The sequence below is a fragment of the Micavibrio sp. TMED2 genome (assembly GCA_002168225.1).
Lineage (GTDB): Bacteria > Pseudomonadota > Alphaproteobacteria > TMED2 > TMED2 > TMED2.
The window spans coordinates 328,423-354,370 of sequence record NHBH01000001.1 but is presented as its reverse complement, the minus strand read 5'-3'; the positions used below and the strand labels follow the sequence as shown (position 1 = coordinate 354,370).

Here is a 25,948-nt window from a genome sequence, read left to right as displayed (position 1 = left end):
TTGTAAGCGCCTAGACCGTGAACACCGTGGTACCCGTGGTCTTGCGGGCTTCCAGATCGCTGTGCGCCTGGGCTGCCTCGGACAATGGATAGGTCTGGCGCACGTCGATCTTGACGGCACCGGACTGTACCACCTCGAACAGAGCATTGGCACTGGCAACCAGATCCGCCCGTTTCGCGGTATAGGCCATGAGTGACGGCCTGGTCACAAAGAACGACCCCTTGGCCAGCCATGACATTGGAATTTCCGCAACCGAACCGGAAGCATTGCCGAAGCTGACCATCATGCCGAGCGGGCTGAGGCAGTCAAAACCGCGCTCCACCGTATCGGCACCGATACCGTCATAGATAACCGGCACCCCGGCACCATTGGTGATTTCCATGACCTTCTCGGCGAAATTCTCCTGCCGGTACATGATCGTGTGATTGCACCCATTGGCCTTGGCGAGTGCGGCTTTCTCCTCCGATCCCACGGTGCCGATGATGGTGACGCCCAGATGTTTCGCCCATTGGCACATCATCAGACCGACACCACCGGCAGCGGCGTGGACGAGGATGGTCTGGCCCGCCTCAACCTTGAAGGTCCGGCGCAGCAGATATTCCACCGTCATGCCCTGAAGCATCATCCCGGCTGCGGTCTTGTCATCGATGCTGTCGGGCAGCTTGACCACGCGCTCGGCTGGAATATTGCGCATCTCGGCATAGGCACCGAGCGGCGGTGAGGCATAGGCAACGCGATCACCGACCGCAAGGTCACTGACCCCGTCACCAAGCGCGGTCACCACACCACAGGCCTCAAGCCCGATGGCAGTGGGCAGGGCAGGCAGCGGATAGAGGCCCGTGCGGTGATAGACATCAATGTAATTCAGCCCCACCGCCTTATGCTCGAGCTGGACCTCGCCCTTGCCCGGTGCCGGTACGTCGACCGCTTCCCAGACGAGCTTTTCCGGGCCACCCGGCTCATGAATGCGAATTGCGTGAGTCATGATCTTCTGTTCCTGTTTCCTGTAATTATCAGCTTAAAAAAGGTGTTCTTTCAGGAAGTCTTCCGTCCGCTTGTTGGCCAGATCGGCAGCTTCCTTGTTGTAATGCTCGCCACCAACGCGGGCGAAGGCATGATCCTGCCCCTCATAGACATGGGGTTGAACGAGCTTGATCGGGCTGACCCCGTCCAGAATGGTCGCGCGCACTTCCGGTGAGACAAACTTATCCTTCTCGCCGATATGCATCAGCATCGGCTGGGTAATCGCGGTGGCCTCGTCAATCGCATCCTGAATGGCGACACCGTAATAGGAGACATTGCAATCGGCATCCGAGCGTGTGCCCATGAGGTAGGCGAGCTTGCCGCCAAGGCAGAAACCGATGGTGCCAACACGATCGGTGATTTCCGGACGCTCGCGCATGGCATTCAGCGTATCGACGAGATCATCAACGCCCTTTGCCTCATTGAAGCCCTGATAGAGCTCGAATGCCTTATCCCATTCTTCCTGGGTCTTGTCGGTGATCTGGATGCCCGGTTCCTGACGCCAGAACAGGTCGGGGCATACGGCCACATAACCCTTGGCGGCATAGGCATCGCAGATGTTCCGCATCACCTCATTGACGCCGAAAATCTCCTGAATCACCAGAAGACCCGGTGCCGGGTTGTCAGCCGAGACATTTTCCGGGTGGGCAATATAGGCTTCAAATTTGCCGTCGGGGCAGGTGATCTCGATCATGGGCATGGGATGTTTCCTTGGTTTTTCCGTTGGTTGGGGCAGATCGGCAGAAATACCGGTCGGGAAAATTATCAGAGCAGTGTGGCCATCTCCGGCTGCCAGCCCTCATGGCGCAACAGCCAGCGTTTTGTGTCCAACCCGCCGAGACCGGAGAAGCCACCGAGGTTGCTGCCTCTGGCTGGTCCACCCGATGCAACGACGCGGTGGCAGGGGATGATGATCGGAATGGGATTGGTGGCACAGGCCGAACCGACCGCCCGTACGGCACCCGGCGAGGCACCAGCCGCCTGACCGAGTTCCCCATAGGTGTAAACGTTACCCGCCGGGATGCGTTGCATGGCAGCGAGGACTTTTTGCCGGAAGGGCGTCACATCCGGCGCTGTCGGCAGGTCGGCAAGCGCATCGCGGGCACCTGCAAAATACTGCTCAATCGCAGCAGTCGCCTGATCGGTAATGCGGTTACCGGTTCTGTCGCCGCGCAGATCACCCCAGTCCAGCGCCGTAATTGCCGTCTCCGTCGCCACAACGGTGAGCGGACCAAGCGGACTGTCTGTCACGGCAGCAAACATCGGCATCTGGCACCTGCTGTTTTCAGTCATCTGCACTCGGCGGTGACGGCATTTTCAGGCCCTGCGCCAGAATACCGGCCAGATCGCCCGGTGTATTCACCGGCGGCTGACAGGCCATGCCCTCACAGACATAGGCCGTTGCCTGATCGTCGATCAGCGACTTGCCACCGACTACACCGTTCTGCGCCGGGTTGCCGCCGCCGAGGGCATGGCGGTCCTCGACCACATTGAGCAGGATATTCGGTGACGGATGCCGCCGCATGGCATCAATCAGGCCAGCCGACTCTGCTGCTTCCCGGCCACCCATGATCACCACCTGTCGGGCAGCCTGAATATAGTCAACTGAATTGATAAATGTCGCCAGCGGGAAGAAGTTGCGCTGAATTTCACCGGAGAAGGTACGGGTCAGCGCCTCCATCTTCTCCATATAGGCCTGATCGCCGGTGATATAGAACAGCATGGCCAGAACCCGGACCATGACGCCATTGCCCGATGGCGTTGCCTGATCCACCGCATGACGGGCGCGGACAAACACATCCCCGGCCTTGTCGGAAACCATGAAATAGCCGCTGTTTTCGCTATCCCAGAAATGCTGGTTGAGAATGTCCACCCAGCGCTGGGCCTGGGTCAGCAGGGACGCATCACCCTGATACTGGTAGAGGATCAGCGCCGCTCGGGCCATTTGGGCGAAGTCGTCGAGCGTGGCATGGCCGCGGGTAATGCCTTCACCCGCCGCATTGGCGCACCAGCTGTGACGCATCTCGCCATCGCGGGCAACATTGGCCACCACAAAGTCAAAGGCACTGCGCGCCGCATCGAGCCAGTCCTTGCGCTCGAAGACAAAACCGGCACGGGCCAGCGCCGCAATCATCATGCCGTTCCAATCGGCCAGCACCTTGCCGTCACGTGCTGGCGGCACCCGATCAGCGCGGGCACGGAACAGGATATCCCGGCATTCGGCGAGGATTTTCTCGCCCTTGGCATCGGCGGGCGGCACACCACGGCGGCGGTTGAGGATATTGACACCGTCCCAGTTGCCAAGCCCGGTAACATCATAAGCCGCCTTGAAGACCGGTGCCTTGTCATCGAGCAGGCTGTCGATCTCCGCTTCCGACCAGATATAGAATTTGCCTTCCTCGCCCTCGGTATCGGCATCGAGGGTCGCGGCAAAAGCGGTCAGACCGCCATGCTCAACGGTCATTTCCCGCAAGACCCAGTCAACCGTCTCATGCAGGCGCTGCTGGTACAGCACATTGGCACTGCCGAGGAAGACCTGCGTCAGCAGCTCGATCGCCTGTGCGTTGTCGTAGAGCATCTTCTCGAAATGCGGGACCAGCCATTCCTCATCGGTGGCATAGCGGGCAAAACCGCCGCCCAGATGGTCATAGATACCTCCCTCGCACATCCCGTCGAGGGTAAAGGTGACGGCATGGTAGTAGGTCTCGTCACCGGTGCGCAGCCAACTGCGCCAGAGCAGTTCCAGAATGCTGAAATGCGGAAACTTCGGTGCCGAGCCGATACCGCCATGCACAGGGTCAATGTCGCGGGCGATCCGCTCGGCCATCCGGTCCATGACTGCCGGCTCAATGCCGGTATCGCCGCGCACGCTGAAGGTCTGTTGTTCCAGCGCCTCGATCAGGGCGGTGACGTTGTTCTCAACCTTCTCCGGCTGGCGATGGTAAATGTCACTGACCTGTGTCAGCACCTGGGTAAAGCCGGGACGACCGAAGCGCTCTTCCGGCGGGAAATAGGTACCGCCCCAGAACGGCTCACGATCCGGGGTCAGGAACATGGTCAGCGGCCAGCCGCCCTGTTGACCCATCGCCGCCAGCGCTGCCTGATACAGATGGTCAAGGTCCGGGCGTTCCTCACGGTCGACCTTGATGCTGACGAACTTCTCGTTCATCAGATCGGCAATCGCCTGATCCTCAAAGCTCTCATGGGCCATGACATGGCACCAGTGACAGGCGGCATAGCCGATTGACAGCAGAACGGGCTTGTTCTGCTCCTTGGCGACATTAAATGCTTCATCACTCCATCGCCACCAATGCACCGGGTTATCGGCATGTTGCAGCAGATACGGGCTGGTCTCTTGATCGAGCTGGTTTCTGGCGGTCATGTCTGGCGGTGATCCGGAAGCGTAGGGCGGGTAAGGAGCAACATATGCGACCCTAGCGACGTTCGGCCCAAGATGCTAGTTCACTCATCAACAACATATTCACACAGACAGAAAACTCTTATGAACACTGAGAATTCAAAGGTTTCAGACGATGACCAATATTACCGTCTGCATATTTTCGCCTGCACCAATGAACGACCTGCCGGGCATAAGCGCGGCTCCTGCCACGAACGCGGTGCGACCCCGCTGCGGAATTACATGAAGGCCAAGGCCAAGGCGCTGGGCATCAGCAAAGTGCGGGTCAATATCGCCGGTTGCCTCGACCGCTGCGAGCTTGGCCCGGTGCTGGTGATCTATCCGGATGGCGTCTGGTATCATTACAAAAACGAGGCGGATATTGACCGCATCCTCGAAAAGCACGTAATCGGTGGCGAGATCGTCGAGGATCTGCGCCTCAGCCCGGAACAGACCGAGCTGGCCGAACACCAGACGGCCTGAACATTACCCAAAACAGGCCCCCATGTTTCACGTGAAACATGGGATCAAGAGACAGCCCTTAATATGAGTACAGACACCATCTATGCCCTCGCCTCCGGCCATGGCCGCGCCGGGATCGCTGTGATCCGGCTGTCCGGGCCACGGGCGCATGTGGCGCTGTCTGCGCTCTCCGGTGACAAGCCGGTGCCCGCACCACGTCAGGCAGCGCTGCGCCGCCTGACCGATCCGGCAAGCGGCCACCCGATTGATGATGCGCTGGTGCTGACTTTCACCGCCCCGGCGAGCTTTACCGGCGAAGACGTGGTCGAGCTGCACCTGCATGGCGGGCGGGCGATCATTGACGCCACAGTGGCCGCGCTCAACGCAATGGACGGGTTGCGCCTTGCTGCACCGGGCGAGTTTACCCGCCGGGCATTCGAGAACAACCGTCTCGACCTGACCGAGGCCGAGGCGGTGGCCGATCTGATCGATGCCGAAACCGAGGCCCAGCGGCTGCAGGCACTGGACCAGTTGAGCGGTTCGCTGAAAACCCTGTATCACGGCTGGGCCGACCGGCTGACCCGGGCACTGGCCTATATCGAGGCCGACATCGACTTCCCCGACGAAGACCTGCCCGATGGCGTAGTTGCCGCGGTTACGCCCGATATCAACGGGCTGATTGAGGAAATCACCCGGCATCTGAGCGATAATCGCCGGGGCGAGCGTCTGCGCGATGGCGTCATGATCGCTATTCTCGGCGCGCCCAATACCGGTAAATCTTCTCTGCTCAACGCCATTGCCGACCGCGATGCCGCCATCGTCTCGGACATTGCCGGAACCACCCGTGATGTGATCGAGGTGCATCTGGACCTTGGCGGCTATCCGGTCACCCTGCTCGACACCGCCGGTTTGCGCGAAACCGCCGATGTGATCGAAACCGAGGGCATCCGCCGGGCACTGGCCCGCGCCGAGGAAGCCGACCTCAAGCTGCTGGTGGTCGATGCGGTGGATATTGACCCGGCACAGCCCGCCCTGCCCGCTGCCCTCGTCCCCCATGCCCATCACGGCGCGATCATCGTGATCAACAAGGCCGATCTGGCTGGCGATCTGCCGGTCACCCTCGACGGCTATCCGGTGGTTACGGTATCGGCCAAACACGGCACCGGGCTGAACAACCTGCTCCACGCCCTCGAACACGAGGTCAAGGCGAGCCTTGAGGCAGCAGGCAGCGGCCCGAGCCTGACCCGCGCCCGCCACCGGGAAGCACTGGAAGAGGCACGCATCAGCCTCAGCCGCGCGATCAGCGCCGAAGAGCCCGAGCTGGCCGCCGAGGATACCCGCCTCGCCCTGCGCGCGCTGGGTCGCATCACCGGGCGGGTAGATGTGGAAGATCTGCTCGACGTGATCTTTCGCGACTTCTGTATCGGGAAATAGCGCGATCAGCCGGGCGGCACGTCGAAATCGCCGACCGACAGACCCTGACAGTGGCGCGCCCAGACCATCTCCAGCGCCCGTTCGAGATCACGGGTCCGTGCTGCGGTATCAAACAAGGGCAATGACGATGCTGCCTGCAGGCTCTGGCGATGCGCCTCCAGCCGGTCCCGTTCCTCGCCCGCCAGGGCAATGGCCTGAGCCTCATAAGCCGCGAGGCTGTCGCAGATCATATCCGGCTGATTGACCGCATGGAGCAGGCTGGCACTGACCCGCGCTGCCATGGCATTGCCACTCAACCCCAGCACCGGCACCCCGGCCCAGAGCGCGTCTGACGTGGTGGTATGACCACCGCAAATGCGGGTATCAAGGGCGAGATCGGCAGCACCGAGCCGCGCCAGATGCGCGCTCTTATCCGCCAGATGCGGGGCAAAAAGGATGCGCGCCGGATCAATCCCGCGCTTCGCCGCCTCGGCCCGGATATTCGCCTCATAGGCCGGATAGGCGGTCATCAGCCACAGCACGGTATCGGGCAACTGGCTCAAAATCCGCATCCACGCACCGAAAATCCCCGGCTCCAGCTTGTGCGAGATGTTGAAGCTGGTGAAGACGAACCGGTCATCGGGCAGTCCCGATGTTTCACGTGAAACACGCGGGCCGATCGGCTGGGCATTATCGCGTGCCTGATAGGTGACCGGCAGGCGGATAACCGCCTCGCGATACTCGTCCCGCGCACCGTCGGGCAATACGTGGCGATCAAGCAGCGCATAATCGATCCAGTCACCACCCACCGTACCAGGATAAGCGAGCCACGAGACCTGCACCCGCGCCGGGTGCCGGGCCAACGCCGCCTGTCGATGACCACCGGACCAGCCCTTGAGGTCCAGCAGGATATCGATGTCATCCGCTGCGACCCGATCGGCGGACTGCACAACATTCATCGCTTCCAGATCAACCGCCACCGCAACCATATCGGCATGATCGACCGGCAAGGGCCTGCCGCCCCAGTAATACAGGATTGGCGTGAACTTTTGCCGATCCAGTTTCTTCAGCACGCCGCGCAGCAACTGCACGGTCGGCGCGAAATCGTGAAAATTCGGCGTGAACAGGCCGAGACGGATCGGCCCACCATCCTGTCGCACAGGTCGGGCAGGCAGCTTTTCTGCTTTTGCGGCAATACCGGCGGCATGGGCCTCGGCAATCCGGCGCTGGGTTTTGCCGTCATCGGTGCGGAACAGTGCCACCATCGGTGTCTCAAGCGGTACTTGCTCCTGCGCCAGCCGTTTTGCCGTCTCTGCCGCCACCAGCGCAGTCAGCCGGTCATGGCGCGACCAGTCGGCGATATAGCGGCTCGCCATCAGCAGGGCCTCGGCCACCACCGGATCGCCCGGCTCCTCCTCATGCAACCGCGCCAGTATCCCATGGGCATCATCATGGCGATGGCAGTAGCCCAGATGCCGGGCGTATTCGAGCGACATGGCCCGATCCAGCGGGTGCTCGGTCGCGTGATCGGCAGCAAGCCGGGCCCAGACCGCGACGGCCTCCGCCGAGCGCGCCTGTGAGCCGAGCAGTTTCGCCAGATTGATCCCGGCTCCGCGATGGCTTGGCCGTGCGGTCAGCGCCGCCCGGAACCGGGTCTCGGCCAGCGCCATGTCACCCTGCTGCCCGGCGACAATGCCGAGCAGGTTGAGCGCATCGGGATCGTTCTCACCGGCAAAGCGCTCATAAACCGGTAATGCGGCGGCGAGATCGCCGGCCATATGCGCCGTGCGCGCGGCGGCCAGTTCCGGTGCTATCTGGTCGTTATCATTGGTCATGGGATGGCTATAACCCATGCTTTACCGCCAAGGCCAGCGCCGGGATCACCCACGGATGCGAAGCGCCAGCCGCCGTGTTTCACGTGAAACATGCGCGCCATGCGCCGGGTGGATGTGGACAAGTTTTGACGCTGTCGTGGAATCAGCATAAATTGCGCCTCTCCAGAACATTCGAGCGGATTACAGGCCCGTGAGTACAGTAACTGACACCCTCCTGACCGATGCCGGTCAGGGCAAAAGCTATGACGTGATTGTCGTCGGCGGTGGCCATGCGGGCACCGAGGCCGCAGCGGCTGCCGCGCGCATGGGTGCTGCCACCCTGCTGCTGACCCACAAGCTCGAAACCGTTGGCGTCATGTCCTGTAACCCGGCGATCGGTGGCCTCGGCAAGGGCCATCTGGTGCGTGAGATCGATGCCCTCGACGGCATCATGGGCAAGGCGATCGACAAGGGCGGCATCCAGTTCCGCACCCTCAACGGCTCAAAAGGCCCGGCGGTGCGCGGCCCCCGCGCCCAGGCTGACCGCAAGCTCTACCGTCTCGCGGTGCAGGAACTGCTCGCCGCAACCGAAAACCTCGATATTCGCGGGGCCGGGGCGGAAGATATCGCCTTTGATGCCGATGGCGCGATCTCTGGCGTCATCACCAGCGACGGCGATACCGTGCCCTGCCGCGCCGTGGTCATTACCACCGGCACCTTCCTGCGCGGGCTGATCCATATCGGTGAGAAGAAAATTCCCGCCGGTCGCGATGGCGAGGCGCCTGCCCTCGGCCTGTCCGATACGCTTGAGCGTGCGGGCTTTACCCTCGGGCGGCTCAAAACCGGCACCCCGGCCCGCCTCGATGGCCGGACCATCGACTTCACGCAGCTTGAGGAACAGCCCGGCGATACCCCGCCGCTGCCCTTCTCCTACCTGACCGACCGGATCACCACACCACAGGTGCCGTGCCACATCACCTATACCAATGAGGCAACCCACCGGATCATTCAGGACAATCTGCACCGGGCACCGATGTATTCCGGCCAGATCGAAGGCACCGGCCCACGCTATTGCCCGTCGATCGAGGACAAGGTCGTGCGCTTCGCCGACAAGTCGCGGCACCAGATTTTCCTCGAGCCGGAAGGCCTCGACGATCACACGATCTATCCGAACGGTATTTCCACCTCCCTGCCCGAGGATGTGCAGCACGCCCTGCTGAAAACCATTCCGGGGCTGGAAAATGCGGTGATACTGAAACCCGGCTATGCCATCGAATATGACTATATCGACCCGCGTGAGCTGAAACCGACGCTGGAAACCAAACGTCTCGCCGGGCTGTTTCTGGCTGGCCAGATCAACGGCACCACGGGTTACGAGGAAGCGGGCGCACAGGGGCTGATGGCCGGCACCAATGCTGCGCTGAAAGCCGCCGGCGGCACCGACAGCTTCACCCTCGACCGGTCACAGGCCTATATCGGCGTGCTGATCGACGATCTGATTACCCGCGGCGCACCGGAACCATACCGCATGTTCACCAGCCGGGCGGAATACCGCCTGACCCTGCGTGCCGATAATGCCGACCAGCGCCTGACCCCCGCCGGTCTCGCGGTCGGTGTGGTGGGCCGCGACCGGGCTGCCGCCTGGGGTGACAAGGCTGCGAAACTCACCGCCGCCCGTGACTTCGCCGACAGCAACAAGGCAACGCCGCAGGAACTGGCGCGCCACGGCATCACCATCAATCATGACGGCAAGCACCGCTCGGTCGCCGATCTGCTCCGCCACCCGGACATCACGCTGGCACAGCTCGCGACCGTCTGGCCGGAACTGGCCGACCTCGACGCCGCCACGGCGGAACAGCTGACCATTGATGCACAATATTCCGGCTATCTCGACCGGCAGGAAGCGGATATCCGGGCGTTCAAGAAGGATGAGGCGCTCGAGATTCCCGGCGATCTCGATTATGACGCCATCGGCAGCCTGTCGAATGAGGTCCGCACCCGGCTGAAAACCGCGCGCCCGGCGACACTCGGCGCCGCAGCCCGCCTCCCCGGCGTCACCCCCGCCGCCGTCGTCGCCCTGCTCCGCCACGTAAAAAAACGGGATGCGGCCTGATTATTTGGCTTCCTCAATCACCAGCTGTACCGCGTCGTCTTGGCGGTCGCCGAGGGTGGTGATGATTTCGGCGACCATGGCGTCGAAGCTGGCGGCGGTGCCTTCCCAGATGCGTTCGTCCTCGAAAGCCTCGAGTTTCCATGTGACCGCGCCATCGAACAGCGCGGTATCGCCCGCCTGATAGGCATCGCGCAGGCGCTGACGCAGGGTCGGGGCCGGTTGGCGTTCAAACAGGATCGAGATGGTTGGCGGCAGGCTGTTCATGACTGTTCCGGCGATGATCATGGTATAATCGGGACATTAGACCCTAGAGCCTGATCCGGTCACCCAGTTTCGTGCCTTCCGGCAGTTTCCGACCGGTCTGCTTGGGCGGATCGGGCATCAGGGTGAGGTTGGAATAGAGATTGCCATCGGCATCGCGCTCCACCTGATAGTCGAGATCGTCGGTAAGCAGGGTTTGCGGCAGGGTAAAGGTGCCGGTCTTGCCCGCATTTACCGTTTCATCAATCACGGATTTGACGAATGCCGGGAAGCGGTCATCGGCCTTGCCATAGACCTTGTACGGCACGAGGATTTCCTCCCCCGCCTCATTGGCATAGGTCTTGAGGTTCATCCGGGCCATTGGTTCATGGGCCTCGGGATCATTGGGGCGAACCAGATAGGCAACCAGCGTACCGCGCTGCAGATCTTCCGGCATATGCTTTTCAAACCGGTGACTGCCCGCCACGACACAACTCGACCAGTCACGGGCGGTGGACATGCGCGCCACATCCTCGGTCTTGCGGGAAATCATCACCATGGCCGGGTCGGCGCGGGCCGGGTCGCGCATGAAATCCTCGCACAGATCGGTCAGCTTGTACTTCTTCAGCGCCTTGCCGATCCGGGCCATGTCGCCATGGGGATTGCGGATAAAGCCACCCTTATAGTCGAGCTCGCCATAGCCATGGGGGGCAAGTGCCTCGGCAATCCGGGGCGCAATCTCGCTCTCCGGCTGTGGCAACTCCAGATAAACCCGGTCCTCGCCCCGGAACAACCGCTCATCATAAAATGCCGGGCGGTCCTGATTATCCGCTACCATGCTGTTTACCGCGCGGTCCTCAGCATCCTCCAGTGTGACCTGGGCAATCTCCACCGCATCGCGCAGATTATCGACGAAACCGACCAGATCCACGGGCTTGCCACCATTGCGGCGACGCGCCAGCTTTTCCGCCTGTCCGGCAAGGCGGGAGAAATCCTCCGGCTCGACCGACAAACGCTTTTTCGAGCGGGTAATGCCGTAATCGACCAGCAGCGGGATCGCCTGTTCCTGCCAGTCATCGGGCAGATCACCGATACCGGCCCGCACATGCTTGGCAATCCGCTGGTGAAAGCTGTCCTGCAGGCATTGCGCAGTCTTGCGCGAGCGAAAACAGTTGATTTCGCTGACGTCGAGGACGGTGCTTTCTCGTGCTGTCTGTTCCGGCATGAAGAGAACCAGAGTTTCGGAAACGAATTTATAGCGTATAGAGTATCTGTAACGTTAGAAAATGACCAGCGGGATTGAATACCCCCATCCCCGACCGACCGCTCATAATTCCTTGGGAGAACAAAGCCTTGGCCCGGCCCGTTTCCGGCGCTATTACCTCACCCCATGGAACCAACAACCATCGGATTGCTGGCGCGGGTTGGCGCCCTTGCCATATTTGGCCTTGCGCTGCTGCCCTCGCTCATGGGTGCCGGTGGCTCGCCGCTGCTGTTTGGCGGGCTGTTTGTCACCGTCTGCATCTTCATGCTCCAGCATGGCATGTACAAACCGCTGGAAGCGGCAGAAACCGCGCTGATCAGCCTGTTGATTGCCGCCGTCCTGATCGCCTCTCTCCCGTGGCTGCTGTCGGATCGGGGCGCGTTGATGGCGCTCAGCGATGGTGAGACATGCCCGGCGGGCCTCAATACCTTCGGGCGGCTGTACCTGCCCTATCTGGCTGGTGTTGCTGTCGGCTGTGGCGCGACGGCTCTCGCTGCAATCCGCTGGGCGCAACGGACCACGCCGAAACAGGGCTTTCGGGTCAATCTCAAGCCTGCTGCTGGCCTGATCTTCCTATCCTTGCTGCTGCTGGTCGTGACCTATCTGCCGGTAAACCGTATCGATTGTGAGGCAACCATACGCAGCGTTACCATGATCCTGCCCTTTACCACCGCCTTTACCTGTCTGCTCACCAGCGGCCTGACCGCCATGATGCTTTATCGTTACCGCCAGCAACAACGCCATGACCTCCCTGACCAGCCCTGACCTGAACGCCCTGAAACAGCACCCTGCCCTCGCCGCCTATGCCGCGCTACTGAAGAAATGGCAGCCGCGGATCAATCTCGTCGGGCCCAAAACCCTGCCGGAGATGTGGGTGCGGCATTTTCAGGATTCCGCGCAGTTACTGCCCTATTTGCCCGATGGCCCGGCACGACTGGTGGATTTCGGCTCCGGGGCTGGTTTTCCGGGGCTGGTGATTGCCTGTCTGCGGCCCGATCTCGATGTGCATCTGATCGAATCCGACCAGCGGAAATGCGCGTTTCTGCGCAGCGTGGCGCAGGAAACCGGGGCAAAGGTCACGATCCACACCGACCGAATCGAAAGCCTCGATTCGCTCAAAGCCGACGTGGTAACGGCGCGGGCACTGGCTTCGCTCGACAAACTGCTCACATATACACAGCCACACCTCGCGGAATCCGGATTTTGTATCTTTTTAAAAGGACAAAATGTAGATGCGGAATTGACCGAAGCCACTAAATGTTGGAATTTTGAGGTGGAAACCCATGCCAGCGAGACGGATCGGGCCGCCCGTGTAATCGTGCTGCGGCGCCTTGAAAAGCAAGGCGATCAGGACCTTATCTAGCTGACAGGCCGATATGCGCTGGTACGGGGTGAACAGAACTGTTTTGACCCAAGCCGGAGAGCCGAGCCGATGAGCAGCGCCCTTGCCAGCATCACGCCTGAGACGTATCACCCTCTGTATGAGCGTGAGTTACGCCGCCTGCAATGGAACTGGCCCGTGAGTGGAAATCTGACCCTGCCGACCGTTATCTCGATCGCCAACCAGAAAGGCGGCGTCGGCAAGACCACGACCGCGATTAATCTGGGCACGGCCCTCGCCGCCATCGGCAAGCGCGTGTTGCTGGTCGATCTGGACCCGCAGGGCAATGCCTCAACCGGCCTCGGCGTGCGGCGCGAGAGTGAAGCGCTCGGCACCTATGACCTGATTTCCGGTGAGGCCGATCTCGTCGATTGCGTGCACAGTACCCCTATTCCCGGCCTGTCCATCGTGCCATCCTCCATCGACCTGTCCGGCGCGGAAATCGAGCTGGTGAACGAGCGTCGGCGCGAGTTTCGCCTGCGTGAGGCGATCCGCAACGTGCCGATGGAGTTCGACTTCATCATCATCGACTGCCCACCGGCACTCGGCATGCTGACCCTCAACGGTCTGGTTGCCTCGCATCATGTGCTGGTGCCACTGCAGGCCGAGTTCTATGCGCTTGAAGGCCTCAGCCACCTGACCCGCACGATCCAGCTGATCCAGGGCGGGTTGAACAAGGAGCTGCAGATGATGGGCGTGGTCCTGACCATGGTCGATCGGCGCAACAATCTCAGCCAGGCAGTTGAAGATGACGTGCGCGAATATATGGGCGGCAAGGTCTTCACCACCACCATCCCGCGCAATGTGCGCCTGTCGGAAGCGCCGAGCCATGGCGTGCCGGCCCTGATCTATGATTACAAATGCGCTGGCAGCAAGGCCTATATCGATCTGGCGCGTGAGGTCATCACCCACCTGCCCGACACCGCGCAAGCACAGGCGAGTGTGCAGTAATGAATGCGCCCGACAACAAAGAAGACGGCAAGGCAGCCGCCCGCAAGAAACGTGGCCTCGGTCGCGGGCTTGATGCGCTGTTTTCCGATGCCGAAGCATCCTACAGCGCACCGGATGCCACGGCACCCGCCGACGCAAGCGATGCGCCCGCCTCTGCTGCCCAGCCACGCGGCGGTTTGCGCACCCTGCCGCTGGAAAAGCTGCAGCCGGGCAAATACCAGCCGCGTCAGGAATTCGACGAAGACGCCATCGACGAGCTGGCCCAGTCGATCCGCGAGCGTGGCCTGATCCAGCCAATTCTGGTCCGTGCCGTTGCCGGGGACAAGTTCGAGATTATTGCCGGTGAGCGCCGCTGGCGTGCCTGTCAGGTAGCGCCGCTGCATGATGTGCCGGTCATCATCAAGGATTATGATGATGAGGAAGCCCTGCAGGTCGCTCTTGTCGAGAACCTCCAGCGCCGCGACCTCAATTCCCTTGAAGAAGCCGAAGGTCTGCAACGGCTGATCGATGAATTCGGCCATCGGCAGGAAGATGTGGCCAAGGCAGTGGGTAAATCCCGCAGCCATGTGACCAATACCCTGCGCCTGCTCGGCCTGCCGACTGAAGTGCGCGATCTGTTACGCGACGGCAAGCTGACCGCCGGTCATGCCCGCGCCCTGATCGGTGTGCCCGACGCCATCGTGCTGGCCCAGAATGTCGCCCATCGCGGCCTCAGCGTGCGTGAAACCGAACGACTGGCGCAGGCACGCAAAACCGGTGAAGCAAAGCAGAAAGACCCGACCGGCGATGCGCTTCGCAAGGCCGCCGCCGGTGTAAAGGATGCCGATATTCTGGCGCTTGAACATGATCTGTCCATGCGCCTCGGCCTCAAGGTCTCGATCGACGGCAAGGGCGTTAAAGGCACCGTAAGCGTTGAGTATCAAAGCCTTGAGCAGCTCGACGAACTGATCCGCCGCCTGACCTGATCCGGCTCGCCCTGAGCCGGCCAGCGCAAGACCACTGTGAAACCCGACAATCAACTTGCCTAACCCATTGTTTCAGTTAGGTTAAATCATCTGTCGGTAGCTAGTAATCACTCCCGGTTTTCATTATCCGCAGCGACGGTAAGGCCATGAACTGGTCCCGTAGCAATGGAAATGACTTCCAATGTCCAGATTTCGAGCGGTGCTGACCGATATTGACGGCACCATGGCACGTAGCGAAAACGTGCACCGCGACGCGCTCAAACAGGTCGCAAAAGCCTATTACGGTGTTGCGCTCACCGATCAGCAACTCGATGACATCAATGGCAAAGGTGCCAAAAAGCGTTTCGAGCTGGTCCGCGATGAAGCCCGCCGTAACAATCCGAATGCCACGGTCAATGAAGCCGAGTTCCGTGAACAGCTCTCGGCCTATTTTCTGACCCATTGGCGGCAGATCGAACCCATGCCTGGTGCCAGGGAATTTCTGAACCGTGCCGCCGAGGCCGGGATGCGCCAGGCAGCCGTAACCAATTCCCAGCGCGATATCGGTGAGGTGGCCCTGTCGAGCCTTGGTGCAGATCGTCGTCATCTGGAATTTGTCGTCGCCATTGATGATGTCGCCGAGGGCAAACCATCCCCGGCAAGCTATCTGCTCGCAGCCGAAAAAATGGGGCTGACCAGTGCCGAGGATCGTCGCCAGATTATCGCACTTGAGGATAGCCTCGTCGGTGTCGAGGCGGCCAAGCGGGCAGGGCTGACCGTGATCCAGATCCAGTCCGATCCGAAACATGTGCACCCCGATGCCGACCTCGTCGTGACCCGTCTCGACGATCCACGGGTCGCCAATCTGGTCGGTTTCCGCCCCAACCCGAACGCCCGTCCGGGCCTCGGCAAAGCCGCATGATTGCTGGCTGAATCCGAAGGTATAAGCATCGTTATCTCACCCTGAAACCCACTAAAACAGCATATGTCAGCGCCGCTACTGAACGCTATTGACCCCCGGATTGTGACACCACCACCGGGTCTCGAATTCGACAATTTCAAGAATGCCGATGGTGCCAGCATCCGCCATGCAATGGTTCCCCCGGCAGCTGGTAAAATGATCAATGGCAAACCGGTTGGTGTCGCGGTGGTGGTCACCGGGTTCCGGGAGAGTATCGAACGCTATTTCGAACTGATGCGCGATCTGTCCGAACGCGGCTATGCCGTGCACGCCATGGACTGGCGCGGGCAGGGGGGGTCACAGCGCTATAACCCGGATCTGCCACAACGCCCGAATGCGCAGGGCTATGAGAATGATGTGGCCGACCTCTCGCAATTCGTCACCGAGGTCATCAAGCCGAAACAGCGCTATGGTCAGGACGCACCCGTCACGCTGTTCGCCCATTCCATGGGTGGCAATCTGGCGCTGCGCTATCTGCATGAGCATCAGGACCAGATGGATGCCGCTGTCATTACGGCACCAATGATGCAGATACGCACCGGCTGGATGCCGCCATGGGCCGCGCGCCAGATCAGCAAGATCGCCGAATATTTCGGTGCGGGGGATCGTTACCTGCCCGGTACCGGCGACTGGCATGAGCGCGAGCTGAAAAGCCTGCAGCGGATCAACTGCAACCGCGAAATCAGACAGAACCTGCAAACCCTGTTCTATCGCGACATGCCGGAAAACCGCATGGGCGGACCGACCTTTGCCTGGCTGCGCGAGGCATTCCGATCCATTGCCATCGTCCGCGACCCGAAGTTTCTGTCCGAGATCAGGACCCCGATCTTTCTCGCCACCGCCGGGCGCGACAAGCTGGTCTCCACCAGCGCCACCCACAAGGCAGCCAAGCATCTGCCCAATGTTCAGGTGGAACATTTCAAGGACGGGCTGCACTCGCTCTGGATGGAGCATGACAGCATTCGCGATCGGCTCTGGAACCTGACCGACCGGTTCCTGAACCGGACATTGGGCATCCCCATACCGGTGCCGAATACAACCAAAGACTGCTGCGCCAATGACAATGCCTGCACGGCACCAGCATCGAAACAAGTCAGATTGCCGAGCGGGCCTGAACATCATAAGCGTCCAGCCCCGCCAGTGATTGATCCTGCCACCATGCCGGTGCCGATCCTGCGCCCGCAACGGCTGCCGCGGCTCACCGCCTGATCTGACAAGACACCCACCTGACAAGACAACCAAATTTACGAAATCTTTGGCGCTTTCCTTCGGCATCGGCAGGGTTGCACTGGTAATCAGACAACCATGCAACCAGCCGGGCAATTCAGATGGCAGCTGCATCAGGCACACATACGATCCGCGAGCGCCTGCAACAGGGCGGCTATACCGACCGTGACCACCGGGCACTGATCGACAGCCTGCGCGAAACGCCGAACAGCCTGAAAGCCTCTGGCCCGTTCAAGCATGGCGTCTGGGCCAATCCCGATGGCATCCCGACCAGCCTGGCCGAAAGCGACCGCTATCTCGCCGATCTGCCGCGACCACAGGCCAAGGCCATCGTCGCTGTTCAGGACAAACTGGCCAAAAGCGCGCTGGGCCGCGGCTTGCTTGAGCGCGCTCGTGAAGGCGGCGTTACCTACGGCTATAGCGCCATGCGGGGCAGTATTTATGGCAAATACGGCACCCTGAACCGGCAAACGGTTTATAACAGTGCCCAGAAAATCCCGGCTGACAACGACGAATACATATCGGTCATGGCCTATGTCTCGGCCCATGAACTGACCCATGCCCAGCAGCACGCCCATATGGGGCCACGCTTTGCCAATCTGCCTATGGGTATTGATAACGTGGCTGTCCGGCTTGATGACCGCATCCTGCTCGACCGGCATATGGAAGCAGCAGCCAATGCTACCTCGGTGCAATTTGCCTTCGACACCATGAAGGCGGGCGATAACAGCGTCTGGCGCGGTATTGCCATCCATAATGCCGATCTTCATGCCACCCGCGATTTTGCCCTGACATTTCAGGCGGACAAGGATGCCGCCACCGATGGCCGCGCCAGACGCGCCGCCCATGATGCGCATTTCATCGACCGTGATTACCTCGATGTCTATGACCGCCAGCGGGTCCAGACCTATGCCACGTTGCTTACCGTGCTCGCGGCACAGCAGGCCGACGGCTTTCCCGATCCCGATGCCCGCAAGATCACTGAAACCATCGGCAGCATCCGTCTGAGCGATGACGATATCGCTGCCGCTGCCGAACTGCCCGATGGCTCCAACCACCTGACCGCGACCGGTGCCAATGTCCGCGACAGCCGCTATACCGTGCCCGGCAGCCTCGAAATGAGTGGCAAGACCCGCTTCCTGATGGCGATCGCCGACCGCTTCCGGGACGGCAAGACCGTGACGGTGGAAACGGTTCAGAGCGTCCGGCTGGTCCAGAGCGAGCAGGATGCCGAGCAGATGATCGACAGCCTGTCTCTTGGCGATGACCTCGATGACAAGCTGCTGATCAGCAACTGGCGGAAGAACCGCGCCACGGGTCCCGACCCGGCAGCCAAGACACCGCACAGACCGACCCTGTAGCGCGCCCGCACAATCGCCGGAAGCTCAGAACTTTCAACACATTATGCCATAATTGCCGGTATGGGGCAGGGTGGAACCAACCGCTCGCCACCTGAACAGAGACACCAGAGAGCAAAAACCGGCCTATGTCCGCACCCCGTTTGCGCGATATTGATCCACGGATGGCAACCCCGCCCGATGGGCTTGAGTACGGGCATTTCAAAAATGCCGACGGTGCCGCCATTCGCTATGCCGTGGCCCCGCCACCGGCTGACCGGCTGGTTGATGGCAAACCGACCGGCGTTGTGGTTCTGGTTACCGGCTTCCGCGAGAGCACCGAACGCTATTACGAGCGCATCCGCGAGCATCAGGAACGCGGTGAGATCGTCTATACCATGGACTGGCGCGGGCAGGGCGGCTCCCAGCGCTACAACAAAAACCTGCCACAACGACCGGGCGCGCAGGGCTATGAACATGATGCCGCCGACCTCGAACAATTCATCACCGAGGTGGCAAAGATAGAAGAGCGCCACCCCGGCATTCCGAAGACGCTGCACGCCCATTCCATGGGTGGCAACATCGCGCTGCGCTATCTGCATGATTATCCGGGCCGGGTCGATAATGCCGTCATCACCTCACCGATGCTGGAGATCAAGACCGGGATCGTGCCCCAATGGGTCGCACGTCAGGTCGCCAGGGTAGTCAGCTATTTCGACAAATTCCGCTATATGCCCGGCGAAGGCGACTGGAACGAAGCCAAGGCATTCGGCGATATCAGGGAAGACAAGATCAATGAACGGGTCATCCGGCAGAGCCTGCAGGATCTGTTTTACCGCGACATGCCGGACAAGCGCATGGGCGGCGCCACCGCCGGATGGTTTGTCGAGGCCTGTCGATCCATGTCGGTGCTGCGCGATCCCAAGTACCTGAAACAGATCAAGACCCCGGTCATGCTGGTGGCCGGACGGCTCGATGATCTGGTCAATCCGAAAGCGATCATCCGCGCGGCACAGCATCTGCCCAATGCCACCCTGCATTATTACCGCCGGGTCGGTCATTCGCCGTGGATGGAGAGCGACACCACCCGCGAGAAACTCTGGGGTCAGGTCAATGCGTTTCTGGAGCAGCAACGCGGCAGCACAGCGCCCGCACCAGCCAAATCTGTCAAGGCAACGCAGGATCGGCCCAATCCCGATCCCGGTATGGCGCGTCGCCTGAGCAGTGGGCCCGATGCCGGGGCAGGGGTCAAACCCGGCACCTCACCCGCCGCGACCGACTGGCAGGGCATGCCGCCCGCCAATGACCGGAGCGCGTCTCCGGCACCTGCCACACGCCATCGCCGCGTGCCATAATCCGGATACACCATTTTTCATAAAACATTTGTTACATCAGTAGCTTATGGGATGTTTCCAGTCGCCACTTTCATCTATTGAACCGAGCCTGTAAGCATCGAAACCGCAACTGTACTGGATCGCGTCATGGCACGCTTCAAGGCAATCCTATCAGATATCGACGGCACGCTGACGGACAGCGAGGATGTGCACCGCGACGGCTTTGTCGCCATCAATCGCCAGCTCGGGGTTGAATTTTCCCCGGAAGAGATCGAAGGCGGTGTCGGGGTGGCTCTCAAGGACAAATATGAAGAACTGAAATCCCGGTTCAATCAGGACATCTCCTATCAGGACTGGGCCGACCGGCTCGCCGCCTATTACGTCCTGCATTCGGACAAGGTGAAGGTACTGCCCGGCGTCAAACCGTTTCTCGCCAAGGCCGATCAGGCCGGCATGAAAATCGCCGCCGTGACCAATGCCCAGAAAACCGAAGCCGATATCAATATCGGTCGTCTCGGCAATCAGGCTGATCTGGTGCAGTTCACCCTGTCGGTCGAGGATTTCCCACGCCCGAAACCGGCACCGGATGGTTATCTGATGGGTGCCGACAAATTCGGCATCGATCCGAAGGATATTCTGGTGCTCGAGGACAGCCCGGTCGGTGTTGCCGCCGCCAAGGCAGCGGGCATGACCGTGATCCAGATCCAGAAAGACCCGAAGCTGATCAACAAAAATGCCGATCTGATTGTCGAGAGCCTCGACGATCCGAAGGTTGCGGCCTTTGTCGGTCTCGGCCCTGATCTGCGCTCTGTCCCGCGTATGGCGGGCTGACCGGTCAGTTCGCTGAGCCTGCCGCCGGTGTCAGTGTTTCCGCTGCCTCGCCCTCAACCATATAGCTGAGGCGCAGGATCGGCGTATCGCCCATACCCGGCAGTTTGCTGGCCTCGACGATATTGGCGACAATCGTGCGCTCCTCGGTAAAACCGAGCGTGTCGTCATCCTTGAACACCTGCCCCTGATCGAGCAGATAGGCGAGCAGGTTGACCAGCACCAGCGCCTGTTCCGGCGCCGGACGGCCCGACGGAATCAATTCGATCTCCCGACCGATAAACCCGGCCAGACCCTTGGTCACAAAACCAACCGCATCATTCGGAATATCCTCACCCAGCTTCTGCGCCAGACTCTGGCCATAGGCAGCACGGAACACATCTGTTGTCACCGGCCGGATATTGACCCACATGGTCAACAGGCGGTGCCAAAGCGGCTTGACCGGCTGGTTCGCCGCCTTTGCTGCCTCGGCATCCGATTTCGCTTTCTGGAACGCCTCGACCATGGCGGCGGGCGGAATGGCCAGATCGGCCTCACCCCAATGAATCCCGAGCGTATTCGCGCCACTGGCAAAGGCTGTGGCCACAACACTGACCGCCTCGGCGGCCCGTACCTGCTCGGCGGTGGTCTTGGGATCATTCAGGGCAAAGATGATGGTATGGGCCTGATGCTGCTCCAGCACTTCCGGAGCATTCGGGAATTGTCGCCGTGATTGCCAGTCGGCGGCAAACTCCGCACGCGGCAATGGCCGGGCAGCAGGCACGATCAGGACCGGTACGTCAAATACCCGAAACAGGATCGGCTCGCCGCCCTCGACAATCGGGAAACTCTCACGTGTCCGGGCCTTGATCTGATCGGCCTCAACCCGTTGCTGCTCATCGCTGCCATTGATGAAATTAGAGGTCTTGCCGAAAACTTCAGGCAGGCTTGCGTCTATCGTCTCCTGCAGCTCAAGCGCGGAAGGGGCGGCCTCTTCCTGTTGCAGGATAAAGGCGATCATCCGCCCGCGCGGTACATCGCCGGGATAGACGCTGGGCCCGGTCTCCGGTGTGGTGAACTGCGCAGATGCGGCCATACCAACCGACAGGAACATGGCGGTCAGCGCCATTATAAGAACGTATCTGATGGCACCGATTGCGTGTCGATCCAGGGCTTTGCCGATTGTCATTCCTGTTTCCTGCCTGTCTTGCGAGTATCCGACATATCTGAAATATCGCCCTTCAGCAGCTAAATCTAGGTATCACGCGAGATTTGATGATGCTAAAGCCTTGGATATGGTGCGAATAACACGAGATATCGGGAACTGTATCCATGCTGCTTGAGAAAAAACGATCACTGGTGCTGTTGGTTGACCTGCAACTGAAACTGATGCCGGCGATTGATAATCACATCCGGGTTCTGGACCACACTTTGCGGCTGGCCAAGCTGGCCAACCTGATGGATGTGCCGGTTGTCGCCACCGAGCATTGCCCGGACAAGATCGGCGCGCTCGAACCCGATATCGAAGCAAACGCCGATTACACGATACAGAAAACCACCTTCGATGCCTGCCGAACCGAAAGCCTGTTTGCCGCCTGGCCACAGGGGCATGAACAGGTCATCATCGCCGGTGTCGAGGCACATATCTGTGTGTTCCAAACCGCTGTCAGCCTCGCTGACCGGGGCTACAAGGTCACGGTCGCCGTCGATGCGGTCGGCTCCCGACGCACCATGGACCGGGATATTGCCATTGCCGCCATGGCGCGCCACGGCATCCGCATCGCCACGGTCGAGCAAGTGGTGTTTGAATGGCTCGAAGATGCCGAAAACCCGAAATTCCGCGACGCCCTGCAACTGATCAAATAACAAGGCGACCCGGCCAACCATGATGCGGCAGGCAATCAACGATACAGTGCTGCGTAACCAGCTGGCACAGGCGCTGCGCGCCGGGCAGCTGGCTCAGGCCGATCAGGCGCTGAAGCAACTGCTGATGCGCCATGGTCAGGACCCGGCCCTGCACCATACCGCCGCCGAAATCGCGTGGCGGCAGGGCAATCGCACAAACGCGCTCAAGGATTTCGGACAAGCATTCCGTCTTGCCAGCGATCACCCGACCCTGCCACAGGCAATGGCGATTGCGGATTCCGCTGCCCGCTATATCGGCCATCTGCTCGGCAGCTACGCCATCGACTGTCGCGACCTCCTGAGCCGTCAGACGCTGGCTGACCTGCTGACCCGTCCCGATCTCGACCCGCAGGCGATTGCCGGGGCCGCCATTCCGGTCTGGATTGAAACCGCACCGTGGAGCGATTATTTCGCACAAGCGCCCGAAACGGCGGCAACCACACTGATGCAGGATGAGGGCAAAGCCGCGCGCCATGATCCGCTGGCGCTGGCGCTGCTCAACCATGCGGTGCTGGCCGATCCGGCGGTGGAGCGGCTCCTGCTCGCCTGCCGCGACCATATCCTCGCCCATCCCGACCGCCGCGACCCGGTATTCACCTGCGCGCTGGCCCGGCAATACTGGCTCACCGACTATGCCGGGCGCGCAGCAACCGCGCCGCGCCCCAATGATGATCTGTTGCGGGCACTGGTGGAAAATCCGGTCGATTGGCAAGGCACCGGCGATGATACGCTCTGTGCCGAACTGATTGCGCAGCATAAGCACGAACTGGCCCTGATCGACGAGATCATTGATGTCGGCGATGATGCGGATGAGACCGCGATAACCCGGGCGCAGTATGAACAACATCCCTATCCGCGCTGGGTTGGCCTGACCGTACCGCAACCGGGCAGCCGCCGCGCCCTCCTGCACCGCGCCATGCCTGAGGGCAACTGGCAGTCACGCGAACTGGCTATCCTGATTGCGGGTTGTGGCACCGGGCGTCATGCCCTGATGGCAGCCCTCGGCTATGGCAACAAGGCACAGGTTACCGCCATCGACATCAGCCAGCGCTCGCTCGCTTATGCCGAACGCCAGCGCCGCCGGTTCGGAGCCAGCAATTTAAGCCTCGCCCGCGCCGATATTCTGCGCCTCGACCGCTTGCCATCCGCACTCAAACCGGCGCGCGGCTATGACGTCATCGAATGCGTCGGGGTGCTGCATCATATGGCCGATACCTGGGCCGGGCTTGCGGCACTGGCCGATCATCTGGCCGAGGGCGGCCTGATCCAGCTCGGCCTCTATCGCCGGGCGGGCCGAACCCATGTGGCCACTGCCCGTGCGGATATTGCCAAACGCGGGCTGGACCCGGCCAATGATGATGATATTCGCCGCTATCGCCGGATTATTCTTGATGACCCGCAACATCTACTGCATGGGGCACTGGCCCATAACCGCGATTTCTACAGCCTTCCCGGCTGTCGCGATCTGCTGTTTCACAACCGCGAGCGCGATACCGAGCTGACCGAGATAGCGGCGGAACTCGACCGCCTCGGCCTCAAATTCCGGGGTATGCAGATGCCCAATGCCGTGCTTGAGGCCTTCGCCACTCACTATGACCCGTCAAAACTCAATGATCTGAGCCTCTGGCAGCAGTTCGAGGCCGAGCGCCCCGATCTGTTCGATGCCATGTACCGGTTCTGGGTATCGCGCTAGCTGGCAAGAGTTGTTATCAGTACGTGAAGTCCTGACATAATTCCTCACCCGACTTGTCCTTCGGCACATCGAGGCCGAGGCTGGCCTGATCCGGGAATTGCGCCCGGCATTGCTCCATGACCTGCATTTCACGCTCATCGAACAGGGTTTTCACATTGCGCTCATCCATCACGAATGATTTGGCGGCGCTGTATTGTCCTGCCTCGCACAGGCCCTGAATTTCCTCAATATAAGGCGACATGCGCGCACCCATGGACAGCAGCCAGTCCTGACCGAGGCCGGATGAGATGCAGTTATTATACTTGTTCAGTGCACCGACCATCCCCATGGCACCCTGATAATCATATCCGCTCATGCCCTGCTGCGAGAACATTTCCTGCATCTTGCGCATCTGTTCCTGCAGCTGTTCATTGTTCTGATAGCCCTGCATCTGTTCCTGCATTTTCTGCATCTGTTGCATAAGCTCCTGCTGTTCCGGCGTCAGACCGGTCTGGGCCTGAACGCTCGAGAGCGCCGGTGCGACAGCAAACAGGGCAAGGATCAGGGCAAAAGCGGTTTTCTTGAGGAGCATCATGGATCGAACCCGTGGGCGTATAAATTTCAGCCCGACAAATCTAGCTGTCATGGCAAGTGGTTACAAACAGATAGCGCATATGAAAAGGGCGGCACCATCGGCACCGCCCTAAATCCAATTTTATACTTCAAGCTGTTATCGGTCACCTGCTTCGCCCGGCTCCGGCTTGTCGCCATCCATATCGGGCTTACCATGATGGTCGCGATGGCCACCGAAACCGCCGTGACGGCGCATATCCTTGCGGCTCAATTCACCATCAAAGTTCCGATCAAGGCGACCGAACATGATCAGGCTCTGCTCGGCAAATTCCTCTTCGCTGATCGAGCCATCGCCATCTTGATCTCGGCGGGAATAGATCTTGTCGACCCGCTGTTTCAGGCGCTCGATCATATGCTCAAGGGTTTCATCCTTGGAAATCGAGCCATCACCATCGGTGTCCATGGTCTCGAAACGCTCCATACCCGCGGCCTTGAATTCGCCAAGGGAAATGCTCTTGCTGTTATCGGTATCGGCCTTCTGGAACATTTCGATCATATGGCCCATCGGACCGCCGCCGCCATGGCCTTCCGACCACTCGCCGCGCCTTGCATCGGCTGCGGCAGGCAACAGCAGGGCACCGGCTGCCAGTACCGACAGCACTCCGCCACAGGCACCGAGGGCAAACCAGCCCAGCTTGGTATAATCACGTTTCTTACCAGTAATCTCGTCGGTCATCTCGTATCTCCATGTCGAGGGGTAACTCTGTCATGGATACACGGGGGACAACCGGCAAACCCTGTGCACTTATTTCTGAATACCCTTGGTTGTCAGGATCAGATCAAGCGGCGGGCCGAAAGCGCGGTAGGTATCGGCCTCGGCAATCTGGTCAACATTCTCGCCGTCAACAACCGTGTTGCTGACATAAATCGTGTCCGATGGCTGTTGCTGGAAGCGGTAGTCGCTGACGCTGTCTGGAATGCTGGAACTGATATTCGCCGCCATACGTATCCGGGTATCATAAACACCGGATTTTTCGGCATCCTGCGCATGGGCAATTGCAGCCGGTATGATGATGGCTGCACTCAGCACCATTAAGCCGCTGACATTCAACAGTCTTTTTGATTTCCTC

Annotated in this window: 25 protein-coding genes; 14 read left to right on the top strand and 11 right to left on the bottom strand. The window is 60.5% G+C overall.

The features are described from left to right. Window positions 1–10 precede the first annotated feature (10 nt). The 4 genes from CBB62_01765 to CBB62_01750 form a co-directional block, all read right to left on the bottom strand. Window positions 11–985 carry a quinone oxidoreductase gene (locus tag CBB62_01765; GenBank protein ID OUT41113.1) on the bottom strand — a complete coding sequence of 325 codons (975 nt, stop codon included), beginning with the start codon at window positions 983–985 and terminating at the stop codon, window positions 11–13. 33 nt (window positions 986–1,018) lie between these two features. Beyond that, window positions 1,019–1,723 (bottom strand): carboxymethylenebutenolidase, encoded by a 705-nt coding sequence (locus CBB62_01760; GenBank protein ID OUT41112.1) that lies wholly within the window; start codon window positions 1,721–1,723, stop codon window positions 1,019–1,021. Between the two features lie 65 nt (window positions 1,724–1,788). Beyond that, on the bottom strand, window positions 1,789–2,292 hold the full coding sequence (locus CBB62_01755; protein OUT41111.1) for a hypothetical protein: 504 nt from the start codon (window positions 2,290–2,292) through the stop codon (window positions 1,789–1,791). Between the two features lie 16 nt (window positions 2,293–2,308). After that, the gene (locus CBB62_01750; GenBank protein OUT41110.1) at window positions 2,309–4,405 is read right to left on the bottom strand and encodes a thioredoxin domain-containing protein; all 2,097 of its coding nucleotides are present in this window, start codon (window positions 4,403–4,405) and stop codon (window positions 2,309–2,311) included. A 120-nt stretch (window positions 4,406–4,525) separates the two neighbouring features. Between CBB62_01750 and CBB62_01745 the strand changes: the two genes are divergently transcribed. Continuing rightward, window positions 4,526–4,903 (top strand): ferredoxin, encoded by a 378-nt coding sequence (locus CBB62_01745; GenBank protein OUT41109.1) that lies wholly within the window; start codon window positions 4,526–4,528, stop codon window positions 4,901–4,903. Between the two features lie 63 nt (window positions 4,904–4,966). Next, window positions 4,967–6,316 (top strand): tRNA uridine-5-carboxymethylaminomethyl(34) synthesis GTPase MnmE, encoded by a 1,350-nt coding sequence (locus tag CBB62_01740; GenBank protein OUT41108.1) that lies wholly within the window; start codon window positions 4,967–4,969, stop codon window positions 6,314–6,316. 5 nt (window positions 6,317–6,321) lie between these two features. On the opposite strand, the gene CBB62_01735 is transcribed toward CBB62_01740, so the two are convergent. Further along, on the bottom strand, window positions 6,322–8,148 hold the full coding sequence (locus CBB62_01735; GenBank protein ID OUT41107.1) for a hypothetical protein: 1,827 nt from the start codon (window positions 8,146–8,148) through the stop codon (window positions 6,322–6,324). A gap of 196 nt (window positions 8,149–8,344) precedes the next feature. Between CBB62_01735 and CBB62_01730 the strand changes: the two genes are divergently transcribed. Then, a complete protein-coding gene (locus tag CBB62_01730; protein OUT42587.1) occupies window positions 8,345–10,222 on the top strand; it encodes a tRNA uridine-5-carboxymethylaminomethyl(34) synthesis enzyme MnmG in 1,878 nt (625 codons plus the stop codon). Here the strand turns inward: CBB62_01730 and CBB62_01725 are convergent, their stop codons facing one another. Together CBB62_01725 and CBB62_01720 are read right to left on the bottom strand one after the other, a co-directional pair. Next, a complete protein-coding gene (locus CBB62_01725; protein ID OUT41106.1) occupies window positions 10,223–10,507 on the bottom strand; it encodes a hypothetical protein in 285 nt (94 codons plus the stop codon). A gap of 22 nt (window positions 10,508–10,529) precedes the next feature. Further along, a complete protein-coding gene (locus tag CBB62_01720; GenBank protein ID OUT41105.1) occupies window positions 10,530–11,687 on the bottom strand; it encodes a hypothetical protein in 1,158 nt (385 codons plus the stop codon). Between the two features lie 165 nt (window positions 11,688–11,852). Here CBB62_01720 and CBB62_01715 point away from each other — a divergent pair, with 165 nt between their 5' ends. From CBB62_01715 to CBB62_01675, 9 genes are all read left to right on the top strand, one after another. Beyond that, complete coding sequence (locus tag CBB62_01715; GenBank protein OUT41104.1) at window positions 11,853–12,491, top strand: hypothetical protein; 639 nt, start codon at window positions 11,853–11,855, stop codon at window positions 12,489–12,491. Then, window positions 12,469–13,089 carry a 16S rRNA (guanine(527)-N(7))-methyltransferase RsmG gene (locus CBB62_01710; protein OUT41103.1) on the top strand — a complete coding sequence of 207 codons (621 nt, stop codon included), beginning with the start codon at window positions 12,469–12,471 and terminating at the stop codon, window positions 13,087–13,089. The genes CBB62_01715 and CBB62_01710 overlap by 23 nt, the downstream gene beginning before the upstream one ends. Window positions 13,090–13,158: 69 nt before the next feature. Continuing rightward, on the top strand, window positions 13,159–14,058 hold the full coding sequence (locus tag CBB62_01705; GenBank protein ID OUT41102.1) for a chromosome partitioning protein ParA: 900 nt from the start codon (window positions 13,159–13,161) through the stop codon (window positions 14,056–14,058). After that, window positions 14,058–15,023 carry a hypothetical protein gene (locus CBB62_01700; protein ID OUT41101.1) on the top strand — a complete coding sequence of 322 codons (966 nt, stop codon included), beginning with the start codon at window positions 14,058–14,060 and terminating at the stop codon, window positions 15,021–15,023. The genes CBB62_01705 and CBB62_01700 overlap by 1 nt, the downstream gene beginning before the upstream one ends. Before the next feature lie 181 nt (window positions 15,024–15,204). Beyond that, window positions 15,205–15,924, top strand: coding sequence for a hypothetical protein (locus CBB62_01695; GenBank protein ID OUT41100.1), 720 nt, complete (start codon window positions 15,205–15,207; stop codon window positions 15,922–15,924). Between the two features lie 63 nt (window positions 15,925–15,987). Then, on the top strand, window positions 15,988–17,172 hold the full coding sequence (locus CBB62_01690) for a hypothetical protein (protein ID OUT41099.1): 1,185 nt from the start codon (window positions 15,988–15,990) through the stop codon (window positions 17,170–17,172). A gap of 119 nt (window positions 17,173–17,291) precedes the next feature. Next, window positions 17,292–18,551: a hypothetical protein gene (locus tag CBB62_01685; GenBank protein ID OUT41098.1), complete on the top strand. Its 1,260-nt coding sequence runs from the start codon at window positions 17,292–17,294 to the stop codon at window positions 18,549–18,551. Between the two features lie 125 nt (window positions 18,552–18,676). Continuing rightward, a complete protein-coding gene (locus CBB62_01680) occupies window positions 18,677–19,882 on the top strand; it encodes a hypothetical protein (GenBank protein ID OUT41097.1) in 1,206 nt (401 codons plus the stop codon). A gap of 126 nt (window positions 19,883–20,008) precedes the next feature. Next, window positions 20,009–20,692: a hypothetical protein gene (locus tag CBB62_01675; GenBank protein OUT41096.1), complete on the top strand. Its 684-nt coding sequence runs from the start codon at window positions 20,009–20,011 to the stop codon at window positions 20,690–20,692. 4 nt (window positions 20,693–20,696) lie between these two features. Here CBB62_01675 and CBB62_01670 read toward each other — a convergent pair whose 3' ends face one another. Then, on the bottom strand, window positions 20,697–21,857 hold the full coding sequence (locus CBB62_01670) for a hypothetical protein (protein OUT41095.1): 1,161 nt from the start codon (window positions 21,855–21,857) through the stop codon (window positions 20,697–20,699). 143 nt (window positions 21,858–22,000) lie between these two features. Here CBB62_01670 and CBB62_01665 point away from each other — a divergent pair, with 143 nt between their 5' ends. Together CBB62_01665 and CBB62_01660 are read left to right on the top strand one after the other, a co-directional pair. Continuing rightward, window positions 22,001–22,534 carry a hypothetical protein gene (locus CBB62_01665; protein ID OUT41094.1) on the top strand — a complete coding sequence of 178 codons (534 nt, stop codon included), beginning with the start codon at window positions 22,001–22,003 and terminating at the stop codon, window positions 22,532–22,534. Between the two features lie 19 nt (window positions 22,535–22,553). Further along, window positions 22,554–24,266 (top strand): hypothetical protein, encoded by a 1,713-nt coding sequence (locus CBB62_01660; GenBank protein OUT41093.1) that lies wholly within the window; start codon window positions 22,554–22,556, stop codon window positions 24,264–24,266. 16 nt (window positions 24,267–24,282) lie between these two features. Here CBB62_01660 and CBB62_01655 read toward each other — a convergent pair whose 3' ends face one another. From CBB62_01655 to CBB62_01645, 3 genes are all read right to left on the bottom strand, one after another. Beyond that, window positions 24,283–24,840: a hypothetical protein gene (locus CBB62_01655; GenBank protein OUT41092.1), complete on the bottom strand. Its 558-nt coding sequence runs from the start codon at window positions 24,838–24,840 to the stop codon at window positions 24,283–24,285. Window positions 24,841–24,975: 135 nt separating this feature from the next. After that, window positions 24,976–25,554, bottom strand: coding sequence for a hypothetical protein (locus tag CBB62_01650; GenBank protein OUT41091.1), 579 nt, complete (start codon window positions 25,552–25,554; stop codon window positions 24,976–24,978). A gap of 69 nt (window positions 25,555–25,623) precedes the next feature. Next, entirely contained in the window at window positions 25,624–25,911 is a 288-nt protein-coding gene (locus CBB62_01645; GenBank protein OUT41090.1) for a hypothetical protein, read from the bottom strand. Between the last annotated feature and the right edge of the window lie 37 nt (window positions 25,912–25,948).

What these genes read in the sequence shown, in the direction of transcription:
- CBB62_01760 (OUT41112.1), bottom strand. Translation starts at nt 1,723, where the DNA reads ATGCCCATGATCGAGATCACCTGCCCCGACGGCAAATTTGAAGCCTAT.
- CBB62_01720 (OUT41105.1), bottom strand. Translation starts at nt 11,687, where the DNA reads ATGCCGGAACAGACAGCACGAGAAAGCACCGTCCTCGACGTCAGCGAA.
- CBB62_01700 (OUT41101.1), top strand. Translation starts at nt 14,058, where the DNA reads ATGAATGCGCCCGACAACAAAGAAGACGGCAAGGCAGCCGCCCGCAAG.
- CBB62_01710 (OUT41103.1), top strand. Translation starts at nt 12,469, where the DNA reads ATGACCTCCCTGACCAGCCCTGACCTGAACGCCCTGAAACAGCACCCT.
- CBB62_01735 (OUT41107.1), bottom strand. Translation starts at nt 8,148, where the DNA reads ATGGGTTATAGCCATCCCATGACCAATGATAACGACCAGATAGCACCG.
- CBB62_01645 (OUT41090.1), bottom strand. Translation starts at nt 25,911, where the DNA reads ATGGTGCTGAGTGCAGCCATCATCATACCGGCTGCAATTGCCCATGCG.
- CBB62_01765 (OUT41113.1), bottom strand. Translation starts at nt 985, where the DNA reads ATGACTCACGCAATTCGCATTCATGAGCCGGGTGGCCCGGAAAAGCTC.
- CBB62_01660 (OUT41093.1), top strand. Translation starts at nt 22,554, where the DNA reads ATGATGCGGCAGGCAATCAACGATACAGTGCTGCGTAACCAGCTGGCA.
- CBB62_01755 (OUT41111.1), bottom strand. Translation starts at nt 2,292, where the DNA reads ATGCCGATGTTTGCTGCCGTGACAGACAGTCCGCTTGGTCCGCTCACC.
- CBB62_01665 (OUT41094.1), top strand. Translation starts at nt 22,001, where the DNA reads ATGCTGCTTGAGAAAAAACGATCACTGGTGCTGTTGGTTGACCTGCAA.
- CBB62_01715 (OUT41104.1), top strand. Translation starts at nt 11,853, where the DNA reads ATGGAACCAACAACCATCGGATTGCTGGCGCGGGTTGGCGCCCTTGCC.
- CBB62_01740 (OUT41108.1), top strand. Translation starts at nt 4,967, where the DNA reads ATGAGTACAGACACCATCTATGCCCTCGCCTCCGGCCATGGCCGCGCC.
- CBB62_01745 (OUT41109.1), top strand. Translation starts at nt 4,526, where the DNA reads ATGAACACTGAGAATTCAAAGGTTTCAGACGATGACCAATATTACCGT.
- CBB62_01750 (OUT41110.1), bottom strand. Translation starts at nt 4,405, where the DNA reads ATGACCGCCAGAAACCAGCTCGATCAAGAGACCAGCCCGTATCTGCTG.
- CBB62_01680 (OUT41097.1), top strand. Translation starts at nt 18,677, where the DNA reads ATGTCCGCACCCCGTTTGCGCGATATTGATCCACGGATGGCAACCCCG.
- CBB62_01655 (OUT41092.1), bottom strand. Translation starts at nt 24,840, where the DNA reads ATGATGCTCCTCAAGAAAACCGCTTTTGCCCTGATCCTTGCCCTGTTT.
- CBB62_01725 (OUT41106.1), bottom strand. Translation starts at nt 10,507, where the DNA reads ATGATCATCGCCGGAACAGTCATGAACAGCCTGCCGCCAACCATCTCG.
- CBB62_01650 (OUT41091.1), bottom strand. Translation starts at nt 25,554, where the DNA reads ATGACCGACGAGATTACTGGTAAGAAACGTGATTATACCAAGCTGGGC.
- CBB62_01685 (OUT41098.1), top strand. Translation starts at nt 17,292, where the DNA reads ATGGCAGCTGCATCAGGCACACATACGATCCGCGAGCGCCTGCAACAG.
- CBB62_01670 (OUT41095.1), bottom strand. Translation starts at nt 21,857, where the DNA reads ATGACAATCGGCAAAGCCCTGGATCGACACGCAATCGGTGCCATCAGA.
- CBB62_01705 (OUT41102.1), top strand. Translation starts at nt 13,159, where the DNA reads ATGAGCAGCGCCCTTGCCAGCATCACGCCTGAGACGTATCACCCTCTG.
- CBB62_01695 (OUT41100.1), top strand. Translation starts at nt 15,205, where the DNA reads ATGTCCAGATTTCGAGCGGTGCTGACCGATATTGACGGCACCATGGCA.
- CBB62_01690 (OUT41099.1), top strand. Translation starts at nt 15,988, where the DNA reads ATGTCAGCGCCGCTACTGAACGCTATTGACCCCCGGATTGTGACACCA.
- CBB62_01675 (OUT41096.1), top strand. Translation starts at nt 20,009, where the DNA reads ATGGCACGCTTCAAGGCAATCCTATCAGATATCGACGGCACGCTGACG.